This window comes from Mesorhizobium sp. P2_C7, from assembly GCF_056404515.1.
In genome coordinates, this window is record NZ_JBFUDW010000002.1 from 76,036 (window position 1) to 102,808 (window position 26,773).

Annotated in this window: 20 protein-coding genes, 1 tRNA gene and 2 pseudogenes; 14 read left to right on the forward strand and 9 right to left on the reverse strand. The window is 62.0% G+C overall.

Going from position 1 to position 26,773, the window contains the following annotated elements:
• Nucleotides 1-34: 34 nt before the first annotated feature.
• Together AC1D2G_RS05405 and melA are read right to left on the reverse strand one after the other, a co-directional pair.
• On the reverse strand, nucleotides 35-2,116 hold the full coding sequence (locus tag AC1D2G_RS05405) for an ABC transporter substrate-binding protein (protein WP_477412531.1): 2,082 nt from the start codon (nucleotides 2,114-2,116) through the stop codon (nucleotides 35-37).
• 119 nt (nucleotides 2,117-2,235) lie between these two features.
• Nucleotides 2,236-3,702, reverse strand: coding sequence for an alpha-glucosidase/alpha-galactosidase (melA, locus tag AC1D2G_RS05410; RefSeq protein WP_095088881.1), 1,467 nt, complete (start codon nucleotides 3,700-3,702; stop codon nucleotides 2,236-2,238).
• A 99-nt stretch (nucleotides 3,703-3,801) separates the two neighbouring features.
• Between melA and AC1D2G_RS05415 the strand changes: the two genes are divergently transcribed.
• Nucleotides 3,802-4,824 (forward strand): AraC family ligand binding domain-containing protein, encoded by a 1,023-nt coding sequence (locus AC1D2G_RS05415; RefSeq protein WP_477412533.1) that lies wholly within the window; start codon nucleotides 3,802-3,804, stop codon nucleotides 4,822-4,824.
• A 67-nt stretch (nucleotides 4,825-4,891) separates the two neighbouring features.
• On the opposite strand, the gene AC1D2G_RS05420 is transcribed toward AC1D2G_RS05415, so the two are convergent.
• The 5 genes from AC1D2G_RS05420 to AC1D2G_RS05440 all read right to left on the reverse strand — a co-directional run bounded on the left by AC1D2G_RS05420 (nucleotide 4,892) and on the right by AC1D2G_RS05440 (nucleotide 11,113).
• Nucleotides 4,892-6,919, reverse strand: coding sequence for an aldo/keto reductase (locus AC1D2G_RS05420; protein ID WP_477412535.1), 2,028 nt, complete (start codon nucleotides 6,917-6,919; stop codon nucleotides 4,892-4,894).
• Nucleotides 6,920-6,953: 34 nt separating this feature from the next.
• A complete protein-coding gene (locus AC1D2G_RS05425; RefSeq protein WP_477412537.1) occupies nucleotides 6,954-8,033 on the reverse strand; it encodes an ABC transporter ATP-binding protein in 1,080 nt (359 codons plus the stop codon).
• Nucleotides 8,034-8,041: 8 nt separating this feature from the next.
• Complete coding sequence (locus AC1D2G_RS05430) at nucleotides 8,042-8,878, reverse strand: carbohydrate ABC transporter permease (protein ID WP_095088662.1); 837 nt, start codon at nucleotides 8,876-8,878, stop codon at nucleotides 8,042-8,044.
• On the reverse strand, nucleotides 8,875-9,735 hold the full coding sequence (locus AC1D2G_RS05435) for a carbohydrate ABC transporter permease (protein ID WP_184872124.1): 861 nt from the start codon (nucleotides 9,733-9,735) through the stop codon (nucleotides 8,875-8,877). Before AC1D2G_RS05435 ends, AC1D2G_RS05430 begins: the two co-directional genes overlap by 4 nt.
• 106 nt (nucleotides 9,736-9,841) lie before the next feature.
• Nucleotides 9,842-11,113 carry an extracellular solute-binding protein gene (locus AC1D2G_RS05440; RefSeq protein WP_477412539.1) on the reverse strand — a complete coding sequence of 424 codons (1,272 nt, stop codon included), beginning with the start codon at nucleotides 11,111-11,113 and terminating at the stop codon, nucleotides 9,842-9,844.
• An 85-nt stretch (nucleotides 11,114-11,198) separates the two neighbouring features.
• On the opposite strand from AC1D2G_RS05440, the gene AC1D2G_RS05445 reads away from it, so the two are divergent.
• The 3 genes and pseudogenes from AC1D2G_RS05445 to AC1D2G_RS05455 form a co-directional block, all read left to right on the forward strand.
• On the forward strand, nucleotides 11,199-12,092 hold the full coding sequence (locus AC1D2G_RS05445) for a helix-turn-helix domain-containing protein (protein WP_477412541.1): 894 nt from the start codon (nucleotides 11,199-11,201) through the stop codon (nucleotides 12,090-12,092).
• Between the two features lie 328 nt (nucleotides 12,093-12,420).
• Nucleotides 12,421-12,496 (forward strand) — tRNA-Phe (locus AC1D2G_RS05450).
• 211 nt (nucleotides 12,497-12,707) lie between these two features.
• Nucleotides 12,708-13,097: pseudogene (locus AC1D2G_RS05455) on the forward strand (Arm DNA-binding domain-containing protein); the annotation flags it as partial.
• Between the two features lie 234 nt (nucleotides 13,098-13,331).
• Here AC1D2G_RS05455 and AC1D2G_RS05460 read toward each other — a convergent pair.
• A pseudogene (locus AC1D2G_RS05460) lies at nucleotides 13,332-14,211 on the reverse strand (LysR family transcriptional regulator).
• A 206-nt stretch (nucleotides 14,212-14,417) separates the two neighbouring features.
• Between AC1D2G_RS05460 and AC1D2G_RS05465 the strand changes: the two are divergent.
• The 3 genes from AC1D2G_RS05465 (at nucleotide 14,418) to AC1D2G_RS05475 (ending at nucleotide 18,856) form a co-directional block, all read left to right on the forward strand.
• Entirely contained in the window at nucleotides 14,418-15,344 is a 927-nt protein-coding gene (locus AC1D2G_RS05465; RefSeq protein WP_477412543.1) for a DMT family transporter, read from the forward strand.
• Nucleotides 15,345-15,427: 83 nt separating this feature from the next.
• Nucleotides 15,428-16,150: a haloacid dehalogenase type II gene (locus AC1D2G_RS05470; RefSeq protein ID WP_477412545.1), complete on the forward strand. Its 723-nt coding sequence runs from the start codon at nucleotides 15,428-15,430 to the stop codon at nucleotides 16,148-16,150.
• A gap of 870 nt (nucleotides 16,151-17,020) precedes the next feature.
• On the forward strand, nucleotides 17,021-18,856 hold the full coding sequence (locus tag AC1D2G_RS05475) for a patatin-like phospholipase family protein (RefSeq protein ID WP_477412547.1): 1,836 nt from the start codon (nucleotides 17,021-17,023) through the stop codon (nucleotides 18,854-18,856).
• A 257-nt stretch (nucleotides 18,857-19,113) separates the two neighbouring features.
• Here AC1D2G_RS05475 and AC1D2G_RS05480 read toward each other — a convergent pair whose 3' ends face one another.
• Complete coding sequence (locus AC1D2G_RS05480; RefSeq protein ID WP_477412549.1) at nucleotides 19,114-19,350, reverse strand: FAD-linked oxidase C-terminal domain-containing protein; 237 nt, start codon at nucleotides 19,348-19,350, stop codon at nucleotides 19,114-19,116.
• Nucleotides 19,351-19,611: 261 nt separating this feature from the next.
• Here AC1D2G_RS05480 and AC1D2G_RS05485 point away from each other — a divergent pair, with 261 nt between their 5' ends.
• The 7 genes from AC1D2G_RS05485 (at nucleotide 19,612) to AC1D2G_RS05515 (ending at nucleotide 26,726) form a co-directional block, all read left to right on the forward strand.
• The gene (locus AC1D2G_RS05485; protein ID WP_477412551.1) at nucleotides 19,612-20,793 is read left to right on the forward strand and encodes a carbohydrate kinase family protein; all 1,182 of its coding nucleotides are present in this window, start codon (nucleotides 19,612-19,614) and stop codon (nucleotides 20,791-20,793) included.
• Between the two features lie 70 nt (nucleotides 20,794-20,863).
• The gene (locus AC1D2G_RS05490; protein WP_477412553.1) at nucleotides 20,864-21,640 is read left to right on the forward strand and encodes a glutamine amidotransferase; all 777 of its coding nucleotides are present in this window, start codon (nucleotides 20,864-20,866) and stop codon (nucleotides 21,638-21,640) included.
• Nucleotides 21,641-21,669: 29 nt separating this feature from the next.
• Nucleotides 21,670-22,440: an ATP-binding cassette domain-containing protein gene (locus AC1D2G_RS05495; protein WP_477412555.1), complete on the forward strand. Its 771-nt coding sequence runs from the start codon at nucleotides 21,670-21,672 to the stop codon at nucleotides 22,438-22,440.
• A gap of 32 nt (nucleotides 22,441-22,472) precedes the next feature.
• Nucleotides 22,473-23,459: an autoinducer 2 ABC transporter substrate-binding protein gene (locus AC1D2G_RS05500; RefSeq protein WP_477398984.1), complete on the forward strand. Its 987-nt coding sequence runs from the start codon at nucleotides 22,473-22,475 to the stop codon at nucleotides 23,457-23,459.
• A gap of 47 nt (nucleotides 23,460-23,506) precedes the next feature.
• Nucleotides 23,507-24,454 carry an ABC transporter permease gene (locus AC1D2G_RS05505; protein WP_477412557.1) on the forward strand — a complete coding sequence of 316 codons (948 nt, stop codon included), beginning with the start codon at nucleotides 23,507-23,509 and terminating at the stop codon, nucleotides 24,452-24,454.
• A complete protein-coding gene (locus tag AC1D2G_RS05510; protein ID WP_477412559.1) occupies nucleotides 24,451-25,410 on the forward strand; it encodes an ABC transporter permease in 960 nt (319 codons plus the stop codon). The genes AC1D2G_RS05505 and AC1D2G_RS05510 overlap by 4 nt, the downstream gene beginning before the upstream one ends.
• The gene (locus AC1D2G_RS05515; RefSeq protein WP_477225394.1) at nucleotides 25,410-26,726 is read left to right on the forward strand and encodes a M20 family metallopeptidase; all 1,317 of its coding nucleotides are present in this window, start codon (nucleotides 25,410-25,412) and stop codon (nucleotides 26,724-26,726) included. The genes AC1D2G_RS05510 and AC1D2G_RS05515 overlap by 1 nt, the downstream gene beginning before the upstream one ends.
• Nucleotides 26,727-26,773 lie beyond the last annotated feature (47 nt).

The following is a 26,773-nucleotide window of genomic DNA, read 5'->3' on the forward strand; positions in this document are numbered from 1 at the left end:
GCGGCCGGGTCTCTCTTGGTCAGGGGAGGTAAACTTACATCGGACCCTTGTCTCCGGGCTTGCCCGGGAGCTCCTGCGGGAACAATTCGTATTTCGCCTGCTTGTCGGCCGCGACGAAGACGCGTTCTCGGACGATCGAATCCTCGGCCCAGTTGAACATGAAGATCGGCGTGCCCTGCGGAATGTTCGAGAAGCGCTTGTTGACGATCAGCGCGCCGGGATATTCCGTCAGGCCAATATTGTAGACGTGTTCGGTCGAGATCTTCTGGAACTGTTTCATCAGGCTGGCGCGCTTGTCGTTGTCCTCTGACGCGACGAACTTGTTGACGATGTCGACGAGGTCTTTTTCGAAAGGCATCAGGTCGACCTCGCCGCTTTCCGGCGCACGGTGATTCCAGCTGGTTTTGGGGCCGACAGGCGCAAGCTGTTCGGTGTTCTGCACAACCGAGGTCAGTTCCTGGTCGTTGCGCCGGATCAACCAGTCGAAACGGCCGGAATACTGCGAGGCGTCGCGCTGGGTACCGTTGAGGCCGTTCAGCACGACCCTCAAGCCCAGCTTTTCCATTTGCGCGACGACACCTTCGGCAAGGCTTTTGTCGGTGCCGTAGTCGTTGTTGACGAGCATCACGATCTCGACGTTCTTACCGCCGGCAGTGCCCGCCGGGAAGTTCACGAAACCGTCGCCGTCCGTGTCCTTGAGGCCGGCCTTGGCGAGTTCGGCCTTGGCGCCCGCGAGGTCGAATGGATAGTAGACGGTGGACTTGCGGTCATAGAAGCTTGTGCCCGAGGAGAAGCCGCCGGGATAGATGGCGGTGAACGGCCCCTTGACCAGGGAGTCGCCCAGTGCCTTGCGGTCGAGTGCCATGGTGACGGCCTTGCGGAAGTCCTCATTGCGGTTCAGCTCACGGACTGCCTGGCTGCGCTCGTCCGGGTTGCCCCAGCCATTGGCGGAATAGTTCAGGCGCAGATTGTAGCCGATGAGGCGTGGACCAAAGGCGAGCCGTGCCGGCGCGTTGGCTTCAGCGGCGCGCTTCAACGAGGCGACAAAGTTTTCCGGCTGCTCGAGGTTGGAGAAGTCGCCCGAGCCAGCGACCGCCTGGACGTCGCGGTCGGCCCAGGTCGACAGCTTGTACTGCAGTTCGTTGAGATAGGGCAACTGGTTGCCCTTTTCGTCGACCTTCCAATAGTAGGGGTTGCGGCGCATGACGATGATGTCGTCCGGCCGGTAGTCGACCGGCACCCAGGCGCCCATCACCGGCATGTTCATATATTCCGGCGGAAAGGCGTTCTTGAACTGGTCGTAGGTGTTCTTCGAATATTTCGGATGCTGCGGCTTCAATATGTGCGCGGGGCCGGGGCAGAAGGTGCCATAGGCCATGGCGTAGAGGTACTGTTTCGGGAAGGCTTCCTTGAAGGTCCACTCGACAGTGTAGTCGTCGATCTTCTTCAGCGTCGTGCCGACGCCGAAGGTTTCCGGCGTCGCGCCATTGAGCGGCGAGACGTTCGGGTCGACCACCTCGTCATCCCAATAGAACATGACGTCGTCGGCGTTGAAGGCCACGCCATCAGACCATTTGGCGCCCTCGATCAGATGCATGGTCAGCTTGTGCCCGTCCTTCGACCAATCCCAGCTTTTGGCAAGGTTCGGCAGCGGCTCGGTGTCCTTGGCTTCGACCTGGAACAGTGGCGCCGTGCGCGTCAGACATTCGGAAAGGCCAATATCGATGCCGCCCCAGCCTTGCGTCTGGCCGGCACCATAGTTCCAGCCTTCCGGCCGGCCGCCGATGACATGGCGCATCGTATCGCCATAGACGCCCACGCCGTCAGGCATGTTGGCCGTCTTGAAGACCAGCGGCTCCTTGGGCAGCCTGTCCTTCACCGGCGGCAGCTTGCCGGTCTTGACGTATTTTTCGGTCACCCAATCCGGCTCATGATATTCCGGCAGGGCTTTGAACTCCAGGATGGAGTCACGCGCGACGTACTTGATCTTGCCCTCGGCGGGAAAAGTCGCCGGCACCGGCGGGACTGTCGGCTCTGAAGCGAAAGCGTTGAGTGCCGGAACCGAGACGCTCAGCGCCAGTCCGGCGGCAAGACTGATATTGCGTAAATTCCTCACGGTCTCTCTCCCTCTTGTTTGTTCCGGAGCTTTTATACCTGCTCCGCTTCTCCTCGAATCCAAACGACTTCGTGGCAGTGGATCCCCCTCCCGTAGATCCACCATCACCGCATGAAATTTCAGCCGGCTTGTTTCAGCGCGGCTTTTTCGGCGCGCAATTCCTCGATCGAGCGCACGCTGCGCCGCGCCGCGCCGGCCCATTCGCGGGTCTTGACCTCGGATGTCGACAGCCGCGCCCTGGCGGCCGGAACCGCGTGGGCATATTGCGGCAGCCAGGCTGCCTGGGCGACGACCATTTCGTCGACCATCTGCCAGACCTCCTCCGGGGTTGAAACCGCGCCGACCAGCGGGTCATGCAATACGGCGAGCTTGAGCAGATCGATGTCGCCGGCTATAGCGGCATGGACCGACATGCGCTGGACGTTGATCGAGGAGATGCAGGTGGCCGCACAGGCTTCCGGCAAGGTGATGCCGGCGGCCATGTTGATGCCGAAGCGGTCGACGAAACCGGGCGACTCGATGATGGCGTCCTGCGGCAGGTTGGTGATCACGCCATTGTTCTTGACGTTGAAGTGGCCGCGATAGACGCGGTTGGTCTCCAGCGCCTCCAGGATGTGACTGGCATGCTCGTTGGAGCGTTTTTTGGGATCGATCGGCTGTGATGCCGCTTCGAGGAACTGCGGGTACTCCGTTTCGAACCAGTTGCGGGTTTCGGTCGAGTAGCGGAGATAGCCGCCCGTCTCGCCGTGGATCCAGTCGGACATATCGATCCAGCGCGTGATCTCGTCGGGGCGTTTGCGGTACCAGGGCAGATACTCGGAAAGATGGCCGTTGCTTTCGGTCGAATAGACACCGAAGCGCTTCAAGACATCTATGCGCAGCTTCTCCTGCCTGGAATAGACCGGATGCGCCTCGAAGGCGGCGACCAGTTCGTCCTTGCCGATCTCGCGGCCGTTGAGGCGCAGATCGATGAACCAAGTCTGGTGGTTGATGCCGGAGCAGACATAGTCGAGCTCCTGTCTGGACTTCGCGCCCAGCACCTCGGCGATCTGCTCGGCGCCGTGCTGGACACCGTGGCAGAGCCCGACGGTGTCGACCTTGCCGTACTCGATCGCAGCCCAGGTGTTCATCGCCATCGGGTTGGCGTAGTTCAGGAATTTGGCGTTCGTCTCGGCAACCTCGCGTATGTCCTTGCAGAAATCCAGGATCACCGGAATGTTGCGCTGGCCATAGAGAATGCCACCGGCGCAGATCGTGTCGCCGACGCATTGGTCGATGCCGTATTTCAGGGGAATCCTGATATCGTCGGCATAGGCTTCGAGGCCGCCGACCCGCACGCAGCTGATGACATAGCGTGCGCCTTCGATTGCCTTGCGGCGGTCGGTGGTCGCCGTCACCTTGGTCGGCAGTCTGTTTGCCTCGACAATCCTGTCGAGGATCGCCTTGATCATCTCAAGATTGTGCGCGCTGACGTCGGTCAGCGCGAATTCGATGTCTGTGAATTCGGGCACGCACAGGATGTCGGTGAACAGCTTCTTGGTGAATCCAACGCTGCCGGCACCAATGATAGCGATTTTGAAACTCATCTGCCGGACCTCATTTCGTTCGAATGGCAGGCAAGGAACGACAAGGAAAGGTTCCGCCACATGCCATGACATGTGTGCAGGACACGCCGGAATCCGGCCATGCCAACCTCCCTGTCCGCTCCTCGACTGCGGATCTCTCTCGCTTTTCGAAGGGGATTATGCGCTTATTCACGAGCGCGACCAGAGAAGGATTGTGCTTTGAAGGGTAATTTTGTGCTGCAGGATTTGATAGCCAACGGACAGTCCATGCGCACGATCTCGCTGCCCCGCGGCCGCCAGCGCCTGCACGCCATGCCGACGAGCACGGGCTATGAAGTGCGCGAGGACGAGATCTACGACTGGGACGGCCGCAAGCGCGGCCAGACACCGTTCACCGTGCTCCAGCACACGATCAGCGGGACAGGCCGGCTGCGCTATGAGAACCGCAACTACCGCCTGCAGAAGAACGACACATTGCTGGTGCTGGTGCCGCACAACCACCGCTACTGGCTGGCCAAGGATGAGCGTTGGGAATATTTCTGGATTTCGATGAACGGCGATGAGGCGCTGCGCATCCACAAATCCATACTCGGCACCTCGGGTCCGGTGTTTCGGTTGCAGCCGGCGACGATCGACCATCTTGCCGATTGCAGCCTGCGCCTCATCAAGGGCGCCGCATCGCCGGGTGCTGCTTCCGCCGTCGCCTACGAAGCCGCGATGGCGCTCTATGACGATGTCTTCGGCTCACACGCCTTTGCCGAAAAACAGAGTGCCATGCAGCCGGTCATCGATCACATCAGTGCCAATCTCGACAAGCCGCTGCAGGTGGCGGACCTGGTCCAGATCAGTGGCCTCAGCCGGGCCCATTTCTCACGCTGTTTCGCCGAGAGCGAAGGCCTGCCGCCCGCCGAGTTCGTGCTACAGCAGCGCCTGCAACGCGCGGCGAAGCTGCTGACCAAGGTGGACTTCCTGCCGGTGAAGGAAGTCGCCATCCTGTGCGGCTTCGACGACGCGAATTATTTTTCGAAGGTCTTCCGCCGCTGCTACGGGATCACGCCCAGCCAATTCCGTACCACCGGCATGTACGCCAGCATGAGAACCCCGGCCAGACGCGGCGCCAGCGTGCCGGACGACGAGACCTGACGCCGCCTTGGGATCGTGGTTTCATGCATGTCGACCAAAACCGCTGCGCACTTCTGGGCGACATGCATCAGGCAGCGTGGAGCCTGCCGCCATCCAGCCACTCGAGATCGGCCGGCGAAAGCGTGATGTCGAGTGCGCGCAGGCTGTCGTCCAACTCGCCCAGGGTGCGTGGCCCGATCAGCGGAATGGATGGGAAGGGCTGATTGAGCACATAGGCCAGCGCAACATGGATCGGGCTCTTGCCCAGCCGCGCGGCAAGTTCGATCGCCCGGTCGCGGCGGCCGAAATTCCGCTCCGAGTACCAGACCCGCACCAGTTCCTCATTGTCGTGCCTGTCGCGCCCGGCGCGGTCGGTGAAGAAGCCGCGCCCCTGGCTCGACCAGGCGAAGTTCGGCATCTGCCGGGCGGCCAGCCAGGTCTTCCACGCATCGGTCGAGGAGGTCACGCAGCCGGCCCAGATCGGCTCCAGCATTTCGGCCAGCGAGAAGTTGTTGGACAATGCGCCGGGCTTCTGTTTGCCGGTCCGCTCGGCATAGGCAATAGCCTCGTCCATGCGTTCCATCGTCCAGTTCGAGCCGCCGAACGGGCCGCGGATGCGGCCGGCATTCACCTCACGATCCATCGCATCGACGAATTCACCTACGGGCACATCGGGATTGTCGCGATGCATGAAATAGACATCGACATGGTCGGTTTGCAGGCGGTCGAGTGACTGGTCAAGCTGCTTGCCGATCACATCGGGATAGCAGAGCGGCGAATGCGCGCCCTTGGCGATGACCACCGATTGCGCGCGCACGCAGCGGCTTTTCAGCCACTCGCCAAGCAGCGCCTCGGTGTAACCGCCGCCGTAGACATAGCCGGTGTCGAAGAGATTGCCGCCGGCCTCGAAAAAGGCATCGAGCAGGATCGACCCGGAAGAAAAGGTGCGGAAATCCTCGAAGCCGAGCGCCACCACGGACGCCGGCTTCGACAGGCCCGGAATGGTGCGCTTGGCGATCGCCGTTCCGCCGGAGCGTAAAGGCCGGCCGGAGATGGTGTTGGTGCGCTGTGGGGCCTTCTCGATCCCGTATTCCAGGCCCGCCGCCGCCCGCCATCTGTCGAGGACGCGCAAGGTGCCGAGACTGTCGGCCCAGTCCATGCCCGGCCATGCGAATTCCTGCCGCCCGGCGAGGATGGACTCACCGGCGGCGTCGACCTCGAAAGAATAGACATGGCGCTTTTCGTCGACGCTGATGGTCTCGCGCGCGCCGTCGGATCCGATCACGTCGATCTGGCCCAGGCCGACGTTGCGGTCGCCGCCGGCGAACCAGAAGTCCGGCACCTCGATGCGACCCCTGGTGCCGAAGATTCTGAGCACATTGTCCTGGTTGAGCGAGACGCTGCAGGAAACTTCGGCGATGATGCCGCCTGGGAAATGCAGCACCGCCGAAGCCCATTCGTCGACACCGGACTGGCCAAGGTGGGCCGTACCAACCACCTTGTCCGGCTCGGCGAAGGGGAGGCCCGCCGCCGCCCCGGCAATCAGCCGCGCCATCGAGACCGGATAGCCGCCGACATCAAGGATGCCGCCACCGGCAAGATCGTTGGCATAGAGCCGATGCTCCGGCATGAAGCCCGGCATGGCAAAGCCGAAACTCGACTTGATCATCCTGATATCGCCGATGACGCCCGATCTGATCAGTTCCACCAGCTTCAGCGTCTGCGGGTGCAGCCGGTACATGAAGGCTTCGCCGAGAAAGGTGCCGGCCTTGCGCGCGGCATGGATCATGGCGTCGGCCTCGAAGGCGGTCAGCGCAAGCGGCTTTTCGCAAAGCACGTGTTTGCCAGCTTCCGCCGCCCTGATCGCCCATTGCGCGTGGCCGGGATGCGGTATCGAGATGTAAATGGCGTCGATGTCGGGATCGGCGAGCAAGGAATCGTAGCCATCAACGATGCGGGCGCCGGGAAAACTTTCGGCGAGGCCCGGCTTGGCGGGATTGCGCGCGCCGATGGCAACGAGCTTGCCGGTGCGCGAAGCGGCCGCGCCACCGGCAAAGGCCTGGGCGATGCTGCCCGGGCCGAGAATGCCCCAGCGAATGGGCGTTGTTGAAGTCATTGTCATTCTCCTTGAAGGCTGGAACCGGCGGCCGTCAGCGCAGCCGCAGCCCCTTTTCATCGAACAGGTAGGATTTGCGGATGGAAACCGTGATCTCGGACGCATCGGGAACGTTTGCCGCGTCGCGCTGGATCACCACGTCGTCACCGTTCGCCGTTCTGGCATAGAGAAAACTTGTGCCGCCCAGGTGCTCGACCACGTCGATGCGCACCACAAGGTCGGTGTCGCCCTCTCCGGCGCTGCCAAAATGTTCGGGACGCACGCCGACCATGACCTTGCTCCCTGCTTCGGGTGCGGCACCCGTCAGCGGTTGCGCGATACGGGTCTTCTCCTGACCCGCCAGTTCGACCACGACACCATGTACATCGTGCCCGACAATGCGGCCGCTGATGAAGTTCATCTTCGGCGAGCCGACAAAACCCGCCACGAACTGATTGTCGGGATTGTCATAAAGATCGAGCGGCCGGCCGATCTGCTCGATATGGCCGGCGCGCATCACGACGATCCTGTCGGCGAGTGTCATCGCCTCGGTCTGGTCGTGCGTGACATAGATCATGGTGGTGCCGAGTTCCTTGTGCAGGCGCGATATCTCGACCCGCATCTGGACACGCAATTCGGCGTCGAGATTGGAAAGCGGCTCGTCGAACAGGAACACCTGCGGTTCGCGCACGATGGCGCGGCCAATGGCAACGCGCTGGCGCTGGCCGCCCGACAATTGCTTGGGACGCCGGTTCATCAATTCATTTATGCGCAGGATTTCGGCGGCTCGCTTGACGCGCCGGTCGGTGTCGGCCTTCGGATTGCCGGTCATCCTGAGCCCAAAACTCAGATTCTGTTCGACGCTCATGTGCGGATAGAGCGCGTAGGACTGGAAGACCATGGCGATGCCGCGGTCGGCCGGCTCGACATCGTTGACGAGCTTGCCGCCGATGGCGATCTCGCCGCCGCTGATGTCCTCGAGCCCGGCGATCATCCTGAGCAGCGTCGATTTTCCACAGCCGGAGGGGCCGACGAAGACGACGAACTCGCCGTCCTTGACGTCGATGTTGGCGCCATGGACGACCTCGAAGACGCCAAAGCGCTTGATGACATTGTTGAGCGTGACTGTCGCCATGCTGTCCCTTACTTGATCGCGCCGGCGGCGATGCCGGCGATGAAATGGCGCTGCAGCAGCACGAAGACGACAAGCATCGGCACCGTCAGCATCACCGCGCCCGCCATGATGCCGCCCCACGACACCTTGGTGAGGCCGATCAGCGTGCCGAGCGCCACCGGCGCCGTCATCGAACCGGGCTGGCTGTTGATCAGGAGCGGCCACAAATAGTTGTTCCAGGAGGCGAGGAACAGGATGATGGCGAGCGCCGCCAGCATCGGCCGCGCCAGGGGCAGTGCGACGAAGAGGAAGATGCGCCATTCCTTCACCCCCTCGACGCGCGCCGCATCGAAAAGGTCGTCCGGCATCATCGAGAAGCTCTGCCGCATGAACAGCACACCGAGCGAATTGAACAGCGGCGGCACGATCAGCGCCACCCAGGTGTTGGCAAGCTTGAAATCGCGCGCCACCATGATGAATTGCGGGATCAGCACCACCGCATAGGGCAGCGTGATGGTGCCGAGGATGATGGCGACAACCACGCCCTTGCCGACGAACCTGTAGCGGGCCAGCGCCCAGCCGGCCATCGACGTCAGCAGCACCGACAGGAACGTGTAGGTCACCGCCACGGAGACCGAAATGCCGATAGCGCCGACGAAGTCGGTGTCACGCTGCAGATTGTTGAAATTGTCCATGAAATTGCCATGCGGCAAAAGCTCGATGCCGGGGCTGAAGATGCCGTTGTCCGGCATGGTCGAGAACACCACCATCATCCACAGCGGAAACAGCCAGATCAGCGCCAGCGGCGTCAGGAACAGATGCAGCGCGATGCTGCGTCCCAGCCTTGCGGAGGAGAGGGAACTCATTTCGGTTCCCTCGTCAGCCACAGTTGCACCAGCGTGATCGCGATCGCCAGCCCGGCCATGGTGTAGGCGACGGCCGACGCGTAGCCGAAGTTGAGCGACCGAAAACCCTGGCGGTAAAGCAACAGGCCAAGCGTCTCGGTGCCGCCGCCGGGTCCGCCGCGCTCGGTGATCAGGAAGGGCTCAGTGAACAGCTGCATGGTGCCGATGATCGACAGCACAAGGCAGAACACGATGACCGGCTTCAAGAGCGGCAAAGTGATAAAGAAGAACTGCTTGAGCTTGCTGACCCGGTCGAGCGTCGCCGCCTCGTAGACATCTTCGGGAATGGACTGCATGCCGGCGAGCAGGATGATGGCGTTGTAGCCGGCCCAGCGCCAGGTGACCGCGATCATGATAAGCGCCATCGCCGGCGTGACGTTGGAAAACCAGTCGACGCTGGGCAGGCCGACGCTGTTCAAGAGCTTGTTGATGATGCCGAAATTGAGGTTGAACATCAGCCGGAAGACCGCCGAGTAGGCAACTTCGCCGACCACGACCGGGGCGAAGAAGGCGAAGCGATACAGGCCGCGCGCCTTGAGCAGCGGCGAGTTCAACAGCACCGCCATCACCAATGCCAGCGTGATCATCACCGGCACCTGGATGACGAGGATGAGCAGCGTGTTCTTCAGTGCGTTGAAGAAGGCGGGGTCGCCGATCAACCGGCCCCAGTTGAAGGTGGGCGCGAACCGCCATGGCACGGTGCGTGTCGCCTGGAAGGAGATCATGAACGAATCGATGATCGGCCACACCCAGAAGATTGCAAAGATCAGCAGATACGGCGCGAGGAAGCGATACGCCGTGGCATTCTGATAGCGCATTGTAGCCTCCTTTCCGCGTTCAAGGGGGTTGCGCGCCCGTGCTGAAACACGTGGCGCGTTCGGCCCCGGACAGCATCAATGCCGCCCGGGACCGTCTCGGTCCAGATCAAGATTTGACGGGCAATCCGGTCGCCGCGGCGATCTGGCTTGCGGCATCGTCGAGCGCTGCCTTGGCGTCGGGGTAGCCGCCGGCCAGATATTTTGTCTGCACGGCGCGGACGATGATTTCGGCGTCGCTCTGGAATTGCGTGCCGCGGCTCGGAACAACCTTGGGCAAGGTGCCGAGGATGTCCTTCCACACCGCCTGGCCGCCCCAGTAGGGCAGGCCTTGCGCGACATAGGGGTCATCGAGCGCCGACACCAGCGAGGGCACCAGGCCGAAGTCCTTCAGCATGGTGATCTGGCCTTCATTGGTTCCGAGCGTGTATTTCAGATAGGCGTAGGCGGCCTCCTTGTTCTTGGATGCCGAGGTGATGGCCAGCGAGGAGCCGCCGAGATTGGCGGCGCGCGGGCCGTCGGCGGTGAGGCTCGGCATCAGGTAGACGCCCCATTTGCCGTTCTCGCCGGCCGATTCGGTGCGAATGGTGCCTTCATACCAGCCGCCATAGACCTGGGTAGCGACGGTGCCGGCGGTGTTGTTGGTGATCTTGGTGCCCCAGTCGGCCGAAGAGACGATGCCGGCGTCCTTCATCTCCTTGACCTTGGTCATGGCATCGACGCATTTGGGCTGGTTGATCGTGATCGACTGGCCGTCCTCGGCGAAATAGGCGCAGCCCTGTTCGTTGGAAATCATGCGGAAAAATTCGCTGTCGCCGTTGAAATCCGCATTGGTCATCGAGACGCCCGGGTTGGCGGCCTGGATCTTCTTGCCGGCGGCGATGAAATCGTCCCAGGTCTTGATCGACGCCGGATCGACGCCGGCCTTTTCGTAGAAGTCACGGCGGTAGAAAGCTGCCACCGGACCGGAATCCCACGGCATCGCATAGGCCTTGTCGCCGACTTCGAGCTCGGTGCGCTTGAAGTCGGGGAATTTCTTCTGGTCCTCGGCGGTGTAGCCCAGCGTATGCAGGTCGACGAAGCAGTCGGGGAACTGACTCCAGTAATTCTCGGCCTCGCCGTTCTCGATGGTGACGATATCAGGCAGGCCGACGCCGCCGGCGGCGCAGCCGGCGATCGACTTGTCGTAGGTCGGCTGGTTGCCGAGATCCTGGACCGTCACCTTGACGTCGGGAAATTGCTTGTTGAAGCCGGCAACGGTCGCCTTCAGCGATGAAGCCGCGACATTCCAGCTCCAGATCGTGATTTCGCCGGATTGCGCAAAGGCCGGGGCAGAGCCCAGGGCGAGCGCGAGCGCGGCGCAGGTCATTGTGATGCGCATTGAAATCCTCCCATTCCATTTGCTCTCTCACTGTGAGCGTGGCTAGACTATGCAGTGGGCAGGGCCTGTCGCCGTCAAAGGGAATATGAAATTGGCGGAAAGTAAGATGTCGGAACGGCCGTTTTATCAGCCTGGCGCCAGCAGCGTGGAAGGCCTGCCGCTGCTGCTGCAAATGTTTCACACCAGTCCTCTGGTGATGCTCAAACCGCATTGGCATGCCCAGGTCGAAGTGAATTTCATCGTGCGCGGCAGCGTCCATTACCGCATGAACGACCACGAGATTTCGCTGTCGGCCGGCGAGATGTGCCTGTTCTGGGGCGGGCTGCCGCACCAGATGGACGATTTGTCCGACGACGCCGTCTATGCCGGAGCGCATCTGCCGCTGGTGCATTTCTTCCGGCTGCACCTGCCCACGGACATCCGGCACCGGCTGATGACGGGTGCCACACTGGTGACGAGTGCCACCGACCCCTCCGACAACCATAATTTCGAGCGCTGGAACCGCTACGCCCGGTCCGGCGACCAGGCCAAGGCGGAACACGCCGTCAACGAATTGCTGCTGCGGCTGGAGCGGGTGCGGTTCGAGCCCTACCGGCTCGTATCCGCAAGCCCGATCGGCCAGGAAACCGGCAGCGCCTTCGACCAGCAGTCGTCGCGCAACGTCGGACGCATGTGCGATTTCATCGCCGAGAACTTCCTCTACGACATCGATTGCGTGAACATCGCGGCCGCAGCCGACATCCACCCGAAATACGCCATGAGCCTGTTCAAAAAATCGACGGGCATGACGCTCAACGAGTATGTCAACCTTCTGCGGCTGAGCTACGCGCAGGCGCTGTTGATGCACCAGGACGCCAATGTGCTGCGTGTCGCCATGGATTCGGGCTTCGGCTCGCTCAGCGCCTTCAACAAATCGTTCCGCAAGCTGGCCGGCATGTCGCCCTCCGATTTTCGCAGAGGGGTGTCCGGCGCCAGATAGAACCCGGCGACCAGGCGGTGCTTGCCCGGCGCCGCGAATGCATTGGCGCATCTTGATCGTCGGCTAAAAGACGGGTCGCGCCGTTGCGTGCCCGCGACGGCAAACGCGGACAAGGGCGCCGCCGACCGAAATAGGACCGCGCGGCACGCCGTTCCGGCCATCACCACGGCATCGGAACCGGGCCATTGCACGGCGTCTAATTTCCTGTCTGAAATCGCCATCTGGGCGCTGGACAGGCCGGATTCCCGTGCTATAACCCACGCGCTTTCAAGGGGCGCCCATGGCGCTTCATGAGATCCGGTGTATGAGATTTCGTTTGCCGGAACAGGCCCAGATAGCTCAGTTGGTAGAGCAGCGGACTGAAAATCCGCGTGTCGGTGGTTCGAATCCGCCTCTGGGCACCATCCCCTCCTCTCCCCATACGCCCCCTTGCCGAAGCTTCCACGCTTCCATCTATACAAACCATTGAAATCGTTGATTTTTTCGGCGCGCATGGCGCACTTGGACGCATTTCGACGGCTTTCAGCGTATTTGGTCCAACGGGGCGCGGGGATGGTATTTCCGTTGGTATTCGGCATCTTTTTGGTATCGAAACAGCCAAAGGAGATGTGTCGAATCGCCCTTTCCGACGTGAATTGCCGAAACGCTCGCCCCGGTCTCAAACTCGTGAAACTGTCTAACGGTGGCGGGCTCCAGCTATGGGTGCAGCCCACAGGATCTCGCCTTTGGCGGCTCGCCTACCGCTTTGACGGCAAACAGAAACTTTTGGCGTTGGGCAGCTATCCCCTTATCTCCCTGGCCGAGGCACGTGAGGCGCGCGATGATGCTAAACGTCTCCTGCTGGCTGGCATCGACCCCGGGCAGGGACGCAGTTTGCGCAAGGCCGGTTCGGTAAAAGACTCCTTTCGGTCAATCGCGGACGAATACGTTAACAAGCTGAAGAAGGAGGGGCGTGCCGACCGGACGATTGCCAAGGTCAAATGGCTGCTCGACTTTGCCTATCCGCCTAACCGAGGTGGGGCCGAAAACGGAACGTCCGCTTTCGGGATGTTTTTCGCGAAAGGCCGACCTTTACATCCAGCGTTATACCCCCGGGCTTTGCGCCAGAGCGGCCCTTGCTTTCAGGGCGGCGGACTGCCGCGTAATCTTATTGGAAGAGCGGGAGAAACGGCCAGCTATGGACGAACTGCCGGCGAACAGCCGAAGGATTGACGTGCCAGCTTTCGCAGCGCGGCGCCCTCAGACGGCGATTTGAAGCGTCCCATAACGCTTTACCTCAGCCTCGATCTCCCTGACCAGAGTCTCTAGCGCGGGGTTCCTGGGATTGCGCGCGCGCCTGATTACATAAGCCAGGTCTGGAGCCTTTGGGAACTGGTTGTCGACTATCTCCATATCGGGCTGCAGGTACCGCTGACTCAAGATCGCGACTCCGAGCCCCGCGGTAACGCCTGCAATGATTCCGGCTGCGCTGGAGCATTCGAACACGGTCTCGAACACCGTATCCTCGTCCTGCCCGACGTCCATGCCCCAGCGCCGATAAAAACAGTTTTCATCGAAGGATAAAAATGGGACTGGCTTCCCGTTCGACAGCACCAGGTCTCGCGATTTCACCCAATGCAGCGTCTCGCGGAACAGGAGGATATCGGCGGGGCGGACCTCGTGCTGGAAGACCTGGATGATGGCGGCATCAAGGGCTCCCTGGCTGAGCTGCTCCTGCAACACGAGGCTCATGCGCACCTGCGTGCGGACGCTCACCTCCGGGTAGAGCCGGCGAAAGCGGCCGAGAATGCGCGAAAGGTCCGTGCACGTCGTATCCTCGGTCATTCCCAGCGCGATCTTGCCTTGCAAAGTGCTTTTCGACCGCCTCGTCATGGATGCCCAGAATGCGCCGCGCATAGCCAAGCAGATCCTGTCCGGCCGTGGTGAACATCGGCGCATTTGCTTTCCGGGTGAGGATTTCGCAGTCGAGACTCGTTTCAAGCCTCCTGATCTTGTGGCTGACGGCCGACTGCGACAGGCCGAGAATCTCGGCCGCGCGCGTCACGCCGCCGTGCTTCTCGATCGCGACGAGCGCGCGCAAGGCGTCGACATCCAGGCGGCGGGTCATCACTCCAGCCATGACAATACTCGCTCGAAACTAAAGAGACGCGCCAATCTCTGATCCTCTGATAGTCCTTAAGGCAAGTCGATATGCCGGTTTTCGGACCACTTCATGATCATATCGAAATTTGTCATGTGCAAAAGCGCGTGCGTGTCGTCAATAGTCCGCGCCAAAATTGGCCGTGATCCGCTTCCGGGTCACGGGCGCCTGACCAAAGAGATGCCATGACGCTCCTGCACGCCAAAGCCCATCGCCTCGTGTGGCCAATGATGGCGACGGCGCTGGTCATAAGCTGGAGTTCCGGCTTCGTCGGCATCCGCTACGCCAGCGGGAATGCCGATGTCATGCTGGTGCTGTTCTGGCGGACACTGATGTCCGGATTGATCCTCTCGCCATTTGCTCTCCTGATCGGAGCGCGCATAAGCGCCCGTGCCCTGGTCCAGCAGATGGTCTTCGGCGTGGCGATGATGTTCCTCTATCTCGGCGGATTCGCGCTTGCCATCGGCCAGCGCGTGCCGACCGGCCTTGTCGCGCTGATTTCCGATCTTGTCCCGCTCGCCATCGCGGCCTTGTCACAGCCGGTGCTGGGACACCGACTGACCGGGAGACAATGGATCGGAACGGCCCTCGGAGCGACGGGCGTTCTCATCGTCTCGCTGGACAGCCTGAGCCTCGGGACGGCCCCGGCCTGGGCATATCTGTTGACGGTCGCTTCCATGATGGTTCTGGCGCTGGCAACCCTGGTGCAGAAGCGGATGGGGACGATCAATATGCCCATCCATCAGAGCCTGTGCATTCAATGCCTGACGGCAGCAATCCTTTTCGCCGCTTGCGCCGAATGGAATGGCGGGCTGATGCCGCCCCTCGATGCCCGGTTTGGATTCGGCATCGCTTGGCTGGTGCTGTTTTCGACCTTCTTCTGCTACAGCACGTATTATGTAAGCCTGCGCCTCTACACCGCCTCACAGGTCAGCAGCGTGATCTATCTCAGCCCACCGGTGACGATGCTCTGGGGCTGGTCGATGTTCGGCGAGCCGCTTTCGAAGGCGATGCTGGCTGGCCTTGCGGTGACACTGTTCGGTGTCTGGTTCACCTCGTCGGGCAGCGCAGCGGCGAAGTACTTTCAGCTCCGCCAGCAGCAGATCGGCTAATCCCCGAGGCGAAATCGACCTCACGATTGATCGCGATCCACGCCGGCGTCGCTTCACCCACGCACATCAAAGGAGGCAAACCCATGAAGCTCACAGATTTCAAAGCCCTGACCTTCGACTGCTACGGCACCCTGATCGATTGGGAATCCGGCATGGTCGACGGGCTGAGGCCGCTGACCGAACGGGCCGCCCGCACGTTGAATCGGAACGACATTCTGGAGGCGCACGCCCGGCACGAATCCAGCCAGCAGAAATGGACGCCGGGGAAACGCTACCGCGATCTTCTGGCAATCGTTTACAAGCGACTTGCGGAGGAGTGGAGTGTCATCGTCACTCCTGAGGAATGCGTGGCGTATGGCGAAAGCGTGAAGGATTGGCCGGCTTTTGCCGACACCGCTGAAGCCTTGCAGTACCTCAAAAAGCACTACAAGCTGATCATCCTCTCCAACGTCGACAACAAAAGCTTCTCGTTCAGCAACAAGAAGCTCGGCGTGGACTTCGACGCGATCTATACGGCGGAAGATATCGGCTCCTATAAGCCTTCCGACCGGAACTTCGACTATATGCTCGAAAAGCTCGGTACAATCGGGATAGAGAAGCGAGAGATCCTACACACTGCGGAAAGCATGTTCCACGATCACGTTCCCGCCAACCGCTTCGGCCTGACATCGTGCTGGATCCATCGCCGGCATGCGGATCAGGGCTTCGGCGCCACGATGAACCCAGGCGAGGTGCCGGTGGTGGATTTCCGATTCGACAGCATGGCCGATCTGGTGAAGGCGCACGCTGAAGAAATACGGGGCTGATGTTCGAACCGCCAAGCAACCTGTTGCGTGACACCGCGCGCCCGACCCGATCTGGAAGGAGACAGTCGCGGACCGATGGTTGCCAAGGTCCACTTCGAGAGTTGTTCAACGCAATTCGTCGAAAGCAGCCCGCCGGCTTCCGGGAAGCAGATGCTCGGAAGCGCTGGCATATCCCCACTATCTGCGGCCGATAGGCCGGCCAGGGAACTGGTCCGTCAACGAGTTCCGCACCCCGAGTTCTTGGCCTTTACGCAGTCTGAACCCGAAGAGCCTCCGCTTACTCTCTTCTGACTGTCATCGTGGGTGGCGCACCCTCGAACTTCCACAGGATCGACGGTAAGGTCCGTTTTCCCGCACCACCAATATTTGCCTCTATGACCGACATGAGGCGCAAGCTGCCATTCGGTAGAAGATAAATGCGGGCGCGGATCTCGACGGCGAGCGCGGCTCACGCTCCTGCGTCCTCAATGGCGCGGCCGCCCGCACCTGCCAGCGGGGATCCGGCACCCGCGGTCGTGCGACCGCTTAGCCACCTGATTGCTGTGGGCATCGGCTTGGTGGCTTTCGCAATGTTCGGGCTGTGGCTGCACGGCTGGCCGTTCGGGGTCTCGCCCTTCGCTTGAACGTCCGCAGCGACGGCGCGCCTTCGAGATGGCATGGCGAATCCCACCAGTTGCCGCGGATCGAGCGCCTCGCAGACGCCACAGGGAACCAATGCTTGGCATAAGGTTGGCACATCAGAATTTTGATCCATAGACGGACTCCAGCCGGCAACGTTGCGGTTCGGCTCGGATCGAGCCTTGCGACGCTGCAAACACGAGCGGTACAGGATACAATCACCGGAGCGAACGTGTCCCCGGGATGGCTCAAATGTCCTCCGTCGATTCTCTCGCCGCGAGATTATTGTCGGCGACATTGATGTTCGATCGGGCGTCGTTGCTGGCGCTCGAGGCTTTGGCTGCCGAATCCGACCGTCGGGTCCTGAGGCGCGGTGAGGTCTTGGTTCGCGAGGGCGATCCATCGGACAGGTTCTTCGTCGTGCTGTCCGGTCGCTTTACGGTACACAAAGGAGATCCGATTGGCTCGGTTGCCGAGATCGCACAGGGCGAACTAGTCGGTGAAATTGGTTTCTTTGCAGGGCTGCCCCGTACGGCCACTGTCCTTGCAGCGCGCGATTCGATCGTCCTTGAAATCAGTCGTAATCATTTCGAAAAGGCGGCAGAGGCTTTGCCGAACCTGAGAGAGGCGGTCACAATATTTCTGGCGCGCCGGTTCGCCACGCAATCTCCGATTTTGTCACGTCCCCAGAAACCTGCCAAGATCCGAACGCTTGCCATCATTGCAGCCGGCGGAAGTCGCATCTCACCGGTTTTCATCGGGCACCTACAGCAAGAGTTCGGCGCGGTCACGCGCGCTCAGTTCGTTTCCCGGCTTGACGTCCACGCGAAGTTCGCAGGTCGCCCGATCGACGGCCAGCCGGTCCTTAACTGGTTGAACGAACTGGAGGCGCAAGCTGAATTCGTTGTCTACGTCGCCGATGAAGAACCTAATGAATGGACACGAGTCTGCATTCGCCAGGCCGATACCGTCCTGTTGCTGGCGAACGCGTCCTCCTCGCCTCGCTTGAACGCGTCCGAGGAATTGGCGCTATCGGTCCATCCACCAGCGACCGGTCGGCTTGTCCTAATTCACGACAATCGCTCGGCTGCGGTCTCCGGCACCTCTGCGTGGCTCGATGAGCGTCCCTATGTCGGCCAGCATCATCATGTTGCGCTGGAGGACGGGGCTGATATCCAGCGCCTGGTTCGATTTATTTCCTGCAAGGCACGTGGCTTCGTGGCGGCGGGGGGTGGGTCCCTGGGCAGCGCCCATCTGGGCGTCTACAAGGCCTTCTTCCAGGCGGGCGGGCGCTTCGACTATCTCGGCGGGACGAGTTCCGGAGCGGCGATGATGGCCGGCTTCGCAAGAGGATTGGACGCGGAGCAGATCGACCGCGGCACGCACAACATATTTGTCAAGAGTCGGGCGTTTCGGCGCCCCACCTTGCCGCGTTTCGCGCTTCTAGATCACAAAACCTTCGATCGAGCCCTTCGGGCGGAATACGGCGACGTTCTGATCGAAGATCTTTGGCTTCCGTTCTTTGCACTTTCGACCAATCTGAGCAGCCGTCAGCCCTATGTCCACCGTCGTGGAAAACTCTGGCAAGCCGTTCGGGCATCCGGCTCGATCCCGGGTGTCCTGCCGCCGTTCTTTACGGCTGACGGCGATATGCTTGTAGACGGCGCCATCATGAACAATTTGCCGCTGGAACAGATGAGGGAACTCAAGACCGGCCCCAATGTCATCGTGAGCTTTGGGTCCAGTGGACCGCAAAAATACCCCATCGACTATGACCGCATCCCCGGAAGATCGGAACTGGCGGTCGCCCTGCTGAACCCTTTCGGCCGTGCCCGCTTGCCGCAGGTTCCGAGCATGCTTCAGGTTATTGCCGCGAGTATGCTGACACACGGGCCGCCGGACATTGCCGTCGGCGACGAGGATGTCTTGGTCTGTCCGCAGGTTTCGAGCACGATCAGCTTCATGGATTGGAGTCGGCATTCCGAGTTGTTTTCGGACGCCTACGACCGCACGGCGCAATGGATAGAGGAACGTCTCCGCCAGAACGACTCAGGGCTCCGGGCGGTGCTCGGTAACGCACATACTTAGCGCATCACAGCCTGACTTGCTCGATAATCCTGTCGGCCGAGTGCTAAGCGACCCGGACGGCCGCGTAGTCGATGTCCAGAACGGAATCGATGACAGCGCAAGACTTCGAGTTGGGATCCCCGACCACGTAGCTGACCGTGTTCGTGGTCGCGTCGAAGAAGGCCTTGACCCTCGGGCTTGACTGAAAGGTCGGTCTCGAAGGGGATCGGAACGTACACGCAGTTTCTCGTTCTATCCTTGGCCAAGTCGGGCGGATGCTAGAAGATCTTCCCCGGATTCATCAGGCCTTGCGGATCGATCGCGCCTTTCAGCGCCGCCATCAGGTCCACCGCGCGGTCACCGTGCTCGGTTCGAAGATAGGCCTTCAACGGTATCGGCAGCCAGTCCTTCCCGGCAAGCTCTTTCTCGGCCAGCCCACCGCCTCGTCCTTCGCGCGCGTTCCACCGCCTTGGTCGCCGTCTCGCTGAATCCGGCTTCGCGCACGGTAAGCGCATCCGAGCGCGCTCCTAACGCGCCGATGTGGGCTGACCAGTGATGGGGCTACTTTCGCTGTTCCGTCATCCGCCCGCTAGATGCTCGCTGTTCGCTGGATTGAAAATCCTTCAATATTGGAAAGATCCACTTCAGAATTGAGACGATTGCCGGATCGATATTCCAATTTGAGATGACGTTCATCAATTCTTTAGAAAATGGTTTCGTTGAGCTTGCGCGATTCCGTTGCTAGCGTTTGAAACGCTTCAATAGGAGCCAGGTTGTTGCAACGCAAGCGCCCCACAATAGCGGATGTCGCACGAACCGCCGGTGTCTCCATCGGCACGGTCTCGAACTTCATCAACGGAACTGCGGCTCTCAAGGAAGGCACGCGAGGCCGTATCGAAAAGGCGGTAGCGGCCTTGATGTACCGTCCAAGTTCGTTTGCGCGCTCCCTTCCCGGCCGCGCACCGCAGCGGCTAAAAAATCTCGATCATTTGCCCAGACTTCTCGTCGCGGGCCGGGTGAGCGTCGACTTCCTGTGCCGCGTCGACGTGCTGCCGCACCGCGACGACCGGATAACCGCAAGCCACATCGAAAAGGCGTTGGGTGGTCCCGCGGCCAATCTCGCGGTCGCCGCCGCCGGCGTTGGCGCGCCCTACGCTCTCGACGTCGAATTGGCGACTGCAGTCGGCCAGGACGCGGAGAGCGACTGGGCATTGGGCGAGCTTTCCAAACTGGGTGTCCACGCCCTACCCATCCGCAGCACGCCGAACAACCGGCTGTCACAGGCGATCGTCATCATCGAGCGCAACGGCAGCCGCACCATCATCAGCGAGCCGTTCGAGCTGGGCGAGGTCGACCTTACGGCCAACCTCGATATCCAGCCCGAGCAGCGCCCGACGTGCCTGCACATCGAGGGCTTCCACTATGAGACGATGACGGCGTCCATCGCTCGTTTTCACCAGGCGGGCTGGAAGGTGAGCCTGCATTCGCCCGGCCTGCCCAAAAGCGCGCGCACGCCAGAGGTCTTTGCGCAGATGGTCAAACAGATCGACCTCACCTTCATCAATGACGTGACGATCAGGCAGATCTACGGCTTCGGCGCGCGCATGGCGTCTATGATCGATGAGGTGCGGCAAGTGCTGTCACGCATCAAACCACGCGGGACGGTCGTGCTCACCTTGGGGGAATTCGGCGCAGTTGTCTTTCCGGCTACGGGCGGACCGCAGATCGAAGTGCCGGCGCTGCCGGTCAACCGGGTGGACGCGACCGGCGCCGGCGACAGCTTCGCCGGCATCTTTCTCAGTCTCTGGCTGCATGGCGCGTCGCTGGAGACGGCCGCCCGCTACGCCGCGACCGGCGCAAGTCTGACGACGACGGTCGAGGGCGCGCAGGGATACATTGCCGACTTTGCCACGCTGAAGGCCGCCGCTGCGGCCAACAGCGACGCGGTAGCAAGCTAGATCAATGGCTTACCGGATCCGCGCCACCCAGAAGCAACAGGCTGACCAGCCAGAATTGGAGAACGTCACCATGGCCAAAACAAAAGTCCTGCTGGTCGGCGAGAGCTGGATGAGCTCGGCGACGCATTACAAAGGCTTCGACCAGTTCGGCAGCGTCACCTTCCATCTCGGCGCGACGCCGTTAGTCAACGCCTTGAAGGACAGCGAATTCGACCTTGACTACATGCCGGCCCACGAGGCCGTCGAAAAGCTGCCCTTCACCATCGGAGGCCTGTCGCAGTACAAGGCGATCATCCTCTCCGACATCGGCGCCAACTCGCTGCTGTTGCATCCCGACGTCTGGCTGCATGGCAAGACGGTGCCCAACCGGCTCAAGCTGCTGCGCGATTGGACGCATGCCGGCGGCGGCCTGGTGATGATCGGCGGCTATTTCTCCTTCCAGGGCATCGACGGCAAGGCGGGCTGGCATCGCACCGCGGTCGAGGAGGCGCTGCCGGTGACCTGCCTCCCTTATGACGATCGGCTCGAAATTCCCGAAGGTTTTCGGCCCGAGATCATCGGCGCCGCGGATCATCCGCTCTTTGCCGGCATAAAGGGCGAATGGCCGATCCTGCTCGGCGCCAATGAGGTCATCGCCCGCGATCGCGGCGACGTCGAGATCCTGGCGCGGCTGCCGCAGGACCAGGGCGGCCATCCATTGCTCGTGACCGGGCGTCATGGCGAGGGCCGCACGCTGGTGTGGACATCGGATATCGGCCCGCACTGGCTACCGAACAGCTTTGTCGAATGGCCGGGATATGCGCGCCTTTGGACCAACGTGCTGCGCTGGGTCAGCAAAGCTGCTTGAGCCAATCCATCACCGCCGGAGCAACTGCCATGACGGCACCCTTTCTCGTCGCCAGGAACATCGCCAAGCGCTTCGGCGCGTTGACGGCGCTTGCCGACGTCGACCTTGAAATCCGCTCCGGCGAAGTGCTGGCGCTGCTTGGCGATAATGGCGCTGGCAAGTCGACCTTCATCAAGATCCTGGCCGGCGCTCACCCGCCGAGCGATGGCGAACTCGTCATCGAGGGCAGCCCGGTCGTCTTCTCCTCGCCCAAGGACGCGGCCGCGTCGGGGATCGCGACGATCTTCCAGGAACTGGCGCTGTCAGAAAACCTGTCGATCGCCGAAAACGTCTTTCTCGGGCGAGAATTGAAACGCTCCATTTTTGGCATCCCATTCCTCAAGCGCAAGGAAATGCGCCAGCGCGTCGATGGTCTCCTGCAGGAACTCGACGCCCATATTTCCGATCCTGAAGCTCCGGTCGGCAGCCTGTCGGGCGGTCAGCGCCAGGCCGTCGCCATCTGCCGGGCGCTTAATCTGAACGCCAGGCTGGTGATCATGGATGAGCCCACAGCCGCCCTTGCCGTCGCCGAAACACGCAAGGTGCTAGCGCTGACGCGGCGGCTCGCTGCGCGCGGCTGCGCCGTGGTGCTGATCAGCCATAACATTTCCGAAGTCTTCGAGGTTGCCGACCGCATCGTGGTGTTCCGGCGCGGCCGCAAGGTGGCCGAACGGCTGGCCGCCGAGACTAACCACGAGGAAGTCGTTTCGCTCATAACGGGCGCCCATCCCGACGTGCGGGCGCTCGAAAAAACAAACTGAAACGCGCGTCATTCCAGAGAGGATCAAACACAATGCTTTCGCAGTTCAAAAAAGCGCTCGCCGTCTCCGTACTGTCGCTCGCCATTGCCTCGGCCGCGTCCGCCGCCGACAAGCACAGGATAGCCTTCGTGCCGCAGCTGATCGGCATTCCCTATTTCAACGCCATGGAAGCCGGCGGCAACCGCGCCGCCAAGGATCTCGGCGTCGACTTCATCTATTCCGGTCCCGTCGACACCAATCCGGTCGACCAGTTGCAGATCGTGCAGAACCTGATCGACCAGGGCGTCGAGGCGGTCTCGGTCAGCGTGCTCGATGCCTCCAGCGTCGCCCCCGTAGTCGAGAGCGCCAAGGCGAAAGGGATAAAGCTGTTCACCAGCGACAGCGATGCGCCCGACAGCGGCCGCGCCGTCTATGTCGCGCAGGCAACCGATGAGGGCCTTGGCACCACAATCATCGACGAACTCGTCAAGCGCGTCGGCGAAGACGCGACAATCGGCATCGTCTCCGGCGAGGCGACGGCGTCCAATCTCAACGCCTGGATCGGCTTCATGCAGAAACAGGCCGCCGCCAAATATCCGAAGCTGAAGCTGCTCGACCCGCAATTCGCCGGCGGCACGGCCGAGCGCGCCGCGCAGATTTCCGGCGACCTGATGGCGGCCAACCCCGACATCAAGGCCATCATCGCCGTTGCCTCCTCGACCTGCCCGGGTGTCGCCCAGGCGATCGAGACCGCCGGGAAAATCGGCTCCGTCATTGGCGCCGGCTATTGCAGCCCCAACACCGCGCGCTCCTACCTGAAGAGCGGTGCCTTCGGCTTCACCGTGCTGTGGGATCCCGAGCAGCTCGGCTATCTCACGGTCTGGGCTGGCAAGCAGCTCATCGAAGGCAAGGCTTTCGAGGCCGAAAACAAAATTGCCGGCCTGGAGAAGCCCGCCACCTATGACGCCGCCAAAGGCATCTTGTTGCTCGGGCCGCCAGCTGTTTTCACCAAGGACAATGTCGACAAGTTCAACTTCTGAGCCCTGATGTGAGCGCGGTGCGACAGTCTGGAAACGGTGTCATCTCCATGAACGGGCGGGAGTGGTCTCTGCTTGTCGCCTGTCTGCTGGCGATCGTCGTCTTTGCTGTCGCATCGCCGCACTACGCCACCCCCGGCAATGCGGTCACCGTGCTGCGCAACAGCGCCGAACTGCTTTTGATCGGCCTCGGCATGACCCTGCTGCTCGCCATGGGCGGCATCGATGTGTCGATCGGCATCGTCATGGGTCTGGCGGCCATTGCCATCGGCCGCGTGCTCGGCACCGACGGCAATCCGCTGCTGGCGCTTGTCGTCGGCCCGTTGGTCGGCGCGCTGCTCGGCTGTGTGACCGCCGCCGTCGTCGTCCTCGGTCGCGTTCCGGCCATTGTCGGAACGCTCGGCCTGCTCGGCATCTACCGCACCGCCGTGTTCGTGCTGCTTGGCGGGCAATGGCTCTCCGGCCTGCCCTCGACCCTTACCGATCTGCTCGCCGCGAGTGTGCTCGGCATTCCTGTCCCCGCCCTGGTGATCGCTGTAGCCTATTTCACGGTCTGGCTGGCGCTGCGGCGCACCCCCTATGGGCTGCATCTGCTGGCGATCGGCAATTCGGAGGAGAAGGCGCGGCTCTCAGGTATCCCGGTGGTCAAGGTTCGCTTCATGACCTTCGTCGTCAGCGGTATCCTGACCGGCATCGCCGCCACCTTCTACGTCGCCACCTACCGCAATGTCGAAATGAGCATCGGCAGCACGCTGGCGCTTGACGCCATTGCCGCGGTCATCCTCGGCGGCACCAGCATACTGGGCGGCCGGTGCAGCCTGATCGGCACCGTGCTTGGCGTGCTGCTGCTCAGGATCCTCCAGAACGGCCTGCTTCTGATCGGCATCCCTTCGCTCTGGCAGCCTGTCGTCACCGGCGTTCTCATCATCGGCGTGCTTGGCTTCGAAGCCATTTCCAATCGCCTTCCGCTGACCCGCCTCCAGCGAGCCCGCACATGAAGACGCTGCGCAATCTGCAAGGCCCGGCCCTTACGCTCGCGCTTCTGTGCGGGCTTTGGCTGATCGTCATTGTCGGCTTGGCTGTGCTCAAGCCCGCGGTCTTCCACCTTGGCACCGTCACCACCATCCTCCAGTTCTCGACCATCCTGGCGCTGGTCGGGCTTGGCCAGGGCCTGGTCATCCTCGCCGGCGGCGCCGGCATCGACCTGTCGGTCGGCGGCGCGGTTTCGCTCTCCGCCATCATCGCCATGCTGTCGCTCAAACTGGGTTTGCCGCCGGTGCTGCTGCCGCTAGCTTGCGTCCTGGCCGGCGCACTGCTCGGCGCCCTCAATGGCGTGCTGGTCAACCGGCTCGCGCTTCTGCCCTTCATCGCGACGCTCGGCACCTTCTTCGTCTATTCCGGCACAGCGCTTGCCGTTACCGGGGGTGCGGCTCAATCCGGCGTGCCGGCTTGGCTGCTGGTGTGGGGGCGTGGCGTCGTCATAGGCATCCCCATGCCGTTTCTCACCCTCGCCATCCCCTGCTTTGCGCTCGCCGGCCTGGTGCTGATGTCGACCGCCTGGGGGCGTTGGATCTACGCCATGGGCTTCAATGAACGTTCGGCCAGGCTGGTCGGCATTCCGGTCGATCGCGTCCGCCTCATCCTCTATGCGCTGAGCGGTGCGCTCGCCGGCGCCGCCGGCCTTGTCTCGCTCGCCTGGCTCGGCAGCGGCAGGCCCAATATCGGCCAGAACCTCGAACTGGAATCGCTCACCGCCGCGATGCTTGGCGGCATCGCCATCACCGGCGGGCGCGGCGGCGTCGGCGGCGTGTTCGCGGCCGTGCTGCTTTTGGTCACGCTGAAGACCGGCCTGCTGCAATTGAACATCAACACGGTTTGGCAAGTGGGGATTGTCGGCGCCCTTCTGGTGTTCGTCCTTCTTGCCGACCGGCTTTCCCAACGTTGGAGATCATGATGCCTTCCATGGAAGAGACTATCGCCGCCCGCGTCGAGGCAGCGGCCGATCGTATCGTCGAAACGCTGAGCGATCTCGTCGCCTTCCCCTCGATCGTGAAATCCAATCCGAAGGAGGCCGGGCCGGGTGAGCGTGATTGCCAGCTCTATCTGCAAAAACGCATCGAAGCGCTCGGCTTCACGTCCGATCTCTGGGATCCGGACGGCCCGGCGCTTTATGAAAAATACAAGGGACGTGCCGGCGCCAACAAGGGCAGGACCTTTGACGGCCGGCCCAATCTCGGCGGCGTCCTGAAGGGTACCGGCGGTGGGCGTTCGATCATGCTCACCGGCCATATCGACGTCGTGCCGCCGGGCGCCGCCGGACACTGGGCAACCGATCCGTTCCAGCCCGTGTTGAAAGACGGCTTCCTGCACGGCCGTGGCACCGTCGACATGAAGGGCGGCGTCGCCTGCATGCTGATGGCGGTCGAAATCCTAAGGGAGCTGCAAATCCCCCTTTCCGGAGACATCGTCTTTACCACTGTCGTCGACGAGGAGATCGGCGGCATGGGCTCGCTTGCCATGGTCGACCGCGGCTTTCACGCCGACGCCGGCATCATGACCGAGCCGACGGCAAACAGGATCGCGCCGCTCTGCCACGGCATACTGTGGGGCAGGATCGTCATCGACGGCATAGGTGGGCATGCCGAGCTGACGCCGAATGCCTGGTATTCGAGCGGCCCGGTCGATGCCGTGCAGCTGTGCCGGCAAATCCTCGACGGCATCGACATCCTCAACCGGCGCTGGATGTTCGACCCGAAAAAGAACCATCCGCTGATGGATTTGCCCAACCAGATCATCGTCACCCAGATCAACGCCGGCGAGCACCCCTCCTCCATGGCCGGGCGCGGCGAGATCATCATCGACGCGCAGTACCTGCCGAGCGAGCATGACGAATTCAGGTTGGGCGGCAACGTCAAGCGCGAGATCGAAGAGCATATTGCCCATGTCTGCCAGGCGGACCCTTATCTGCGTCTGCACCCTGCCCGCGTCGAATGGATTCTTGATGCCGACTGCGCCGAAATCCCCTCCGACAGCCCGTTCGTGAGTGTCTTCCAGGAAGCTGTGAAGGACGCCAATCTGTCGCCGGTGCTCAGCGGCTTCGGCGCGCACAGCGACATTGGCCTGCCGACCGGCCTCGGCAACACGCCGACGGTCAACTTCGGCCCGGGCGACCCGGCGCAGGCGCATCAACCCAATGAGCGTGTCTCGGTGCGAGACCTCGTCGATTGCACCAAGGCGATCGCCATTGCCGTCGAAAAGTGGTGCCGCTAGCGAACCTCGCCCCCTTGCTGTCGACGTATTCTTGCACCTGGGAGGGC

Coding starts and splice junctions, on each gene's coding strand:
- melA (WP_095088881.1), bottom strand. CDS start 3,702: ATGAGTTTCAAAATCGCTATCATTGGTGCCGGCAGCGTTGGATTCACC.
- AC1D2G_RS05415 (WP_477412533.1), top strand. CDS start 3,802: ATGCCAACCTCCCTGTCCGCTCCTCGACTGCGGATCTCTCTCGCTTTT.
- AC1D2G_RS05420 (WP_477412535.1), bottom strand. CDS start 6,919: ATGACTTCAACAACGCCCATTCGCTGGGGCATTCTCGGCCCGGGCAGC.
- AC1D2G_RS05425 (WP_477412537.1), bottom strand. CDS start 8,033: ATGGCGACAGTCACGCTCAACAATGTCATCAAGCGCTTTGGCGTCTTC.
- AC1D2G_RS05430 (WP_095088662.1), bottom strand. CDS start 8,878: ATGAGTTCCCTCTCCTCCGCAAGGCTGGGACGCAGCATCGCGCTGCAT.
- AC1D2G_RS05435 (WP_184872124.1), bottom strand. CDS start 9,735: ATGCGCTATCAGAATGCCACGGCGTATCGCTTCCTCGCGCCGTATCTG.
- AC1D2G_RS05440 (WP_477412539.1), bottom strand. CDS start 11,113: ATGCGCATCACAATGACCTGCGCCGCGCTCGCGCTCGCCCTGGGCTCT.
- AC1D2G_RS05445 (WP_477412541.1), top strand. CDS start 11,199: ATGAAATTGGCGGAAAGTAAGATGTCGGAACGGCCGTTTTATCAGCCT.
- AC1D2G_RS05465 (WP_477412543.1), top strand. CDS start 14,418: ATGACGCTCCTGCACGCCAAAGCCCATCGCCTCGTGTGGCCAATGATG.
- AC1D2G_RS05470 (WP_477412545.1), top strand. CDS start 15,428: ATGAAGCTCACAGATTTCAAAGCCCTGACCTTCGACTGCTACGGCACC.
- AC1D2G_RS05475 (WP_477412547.1), top strand. CDS start 17,021: ATGTCCTCCGTCGATTCTCTCGCCGCGAGATTATTGTCGGCGACATTG.
- AC1D2G_RS05480 (WP_477412549.1), bottom strand. CDS start 19,350: ATGCGCTTACCGTGCGCGAAGCCGGATTCAGCGAGACGGCGACCAAGG.
- AC1D2G_RS05490 (WP_477412553.1), top strand. CDS start 20,864: ATGGCCAAAACAAAAGTCCTGCTGGTCGGCGAGAGCTGGATGAGCTCG.
- AC1D2G_RS05495 (WP_477412555.1), top strand. CDS start 21,670: ATGACGGCACCCTTTCTCGTCGCCAGGAACATCGCCAAGCGCTTCGGC.
- AC1D2G_RS05500 (WP_477398984.1), top strand. CDS start 22,473: ATGCTTTCGCAGTTCAAAAAAGCGCTCGCCGTCTCCGTACTGTCGCTC.
- AC1D2G_RS05505 (WP_477412557.1), top strand. CDS start 23,507: ATGAACGGGCGGGAGTGGTCTCTGCTTGTCGCCTGTCTGCTGGCGATC.
- AC1D2G_RS05510 (WP_477412559.1), top strand. CDS start 24,451: ATGAAGACGCTGCGCAATCTGCAAGGCCCGGCCCTTACGCTCGCGCTT.
- AC1D2G_RS05515 (WP_477225394.1), top strand. CDS start 25,410: ATGCCTTCCATGGAAGAGACTATCGCCGCCCGCGTCGAGGCAGCGGCC.